Annotated in this window: 2 protein-coding genes; both read right to left on the reverse strand. The window is 62.4% G+C overall.

Going from position 1 to position 585, the window contains the following annotated elements:
- Positions 1–263: alcohol dehydrogenase catalytic domain-containing protein (locus EN884_RS37935; RefSeq protein WP_164895515.1), on the reverse strand; the 263-nt coding region annotated here is incomplete at its 3' end.
- Between the two features lie 65 nt (positions 264–328).
- On the reverse strand, positions 329–585 hold a 257-nt coding region (locus EN884_RS37940; protein ID WP_245492076.1), incomplete at its 5' end, for a PfkB family carbohydrate kinase.

Below are 585 nucleotides of genomic sequence, written 5' to 3' on the forward strand. Positions count from 1 at the left end.
CGCTGGCCGACCGTGTATTCGGTGACCGCTGCGCCGAAATCGGCAACGGTGCCGACGAATTCATGGCCCGTCACCATCGGCACCGGCACCGTCTTCTGCGCCCACTGGTCCCAATTGTAGATGTGCACGTCGGTGCCGCAGATCGCCGTCTTCTTGATCTTGATCAGCACGTCGTTGGGGCCGATTTCCGGCACCGGCACCTCTTCCATCCAGATGCCCGGTTCGGCCTTGGCCTTCACAAGCGCCTTCATCATGTTCGACATCAGGATTTCCCTATTCCGTGATTGCGCTTCTGGCGAGATAGCCTGCACAACGGGAAGGTAGGCCACTAACTCGTTTGAACGTCCGGAATGGTCAGCCCCGCCTGCTCAGCCTCGCGGCGCAAATTCTGACGGGGCCTGGGGCCGATCTGCTGGATCACCAATCCGGCTGCCAGTGAGCCAAGGTCGCCGCAAGTCTGCAGGTCGCGGCCTTGCGTGTAGCCATGCAGGAAGCCGGCGGCATAGAGATCGCCGGCGCCCGTCGTGTCGACCAGTTCCTTGATGGCGGTCGCCTTGATCACCACGGTCTCGTCGCCGCGCACGA

It is taken from the genome of Mesorhizobium sp. M7A.F.Ca.AU.001.01.1.1 (assembly GCF_004022735.1).
Taxonomy (GTDB): domain Bacteria; phylum Pseudomonadota; class Alphaproteobacteria; order Rhizobiales; family Rhizobiaceae; genus Mesorhizobium; species Mesorhizobium ciceri.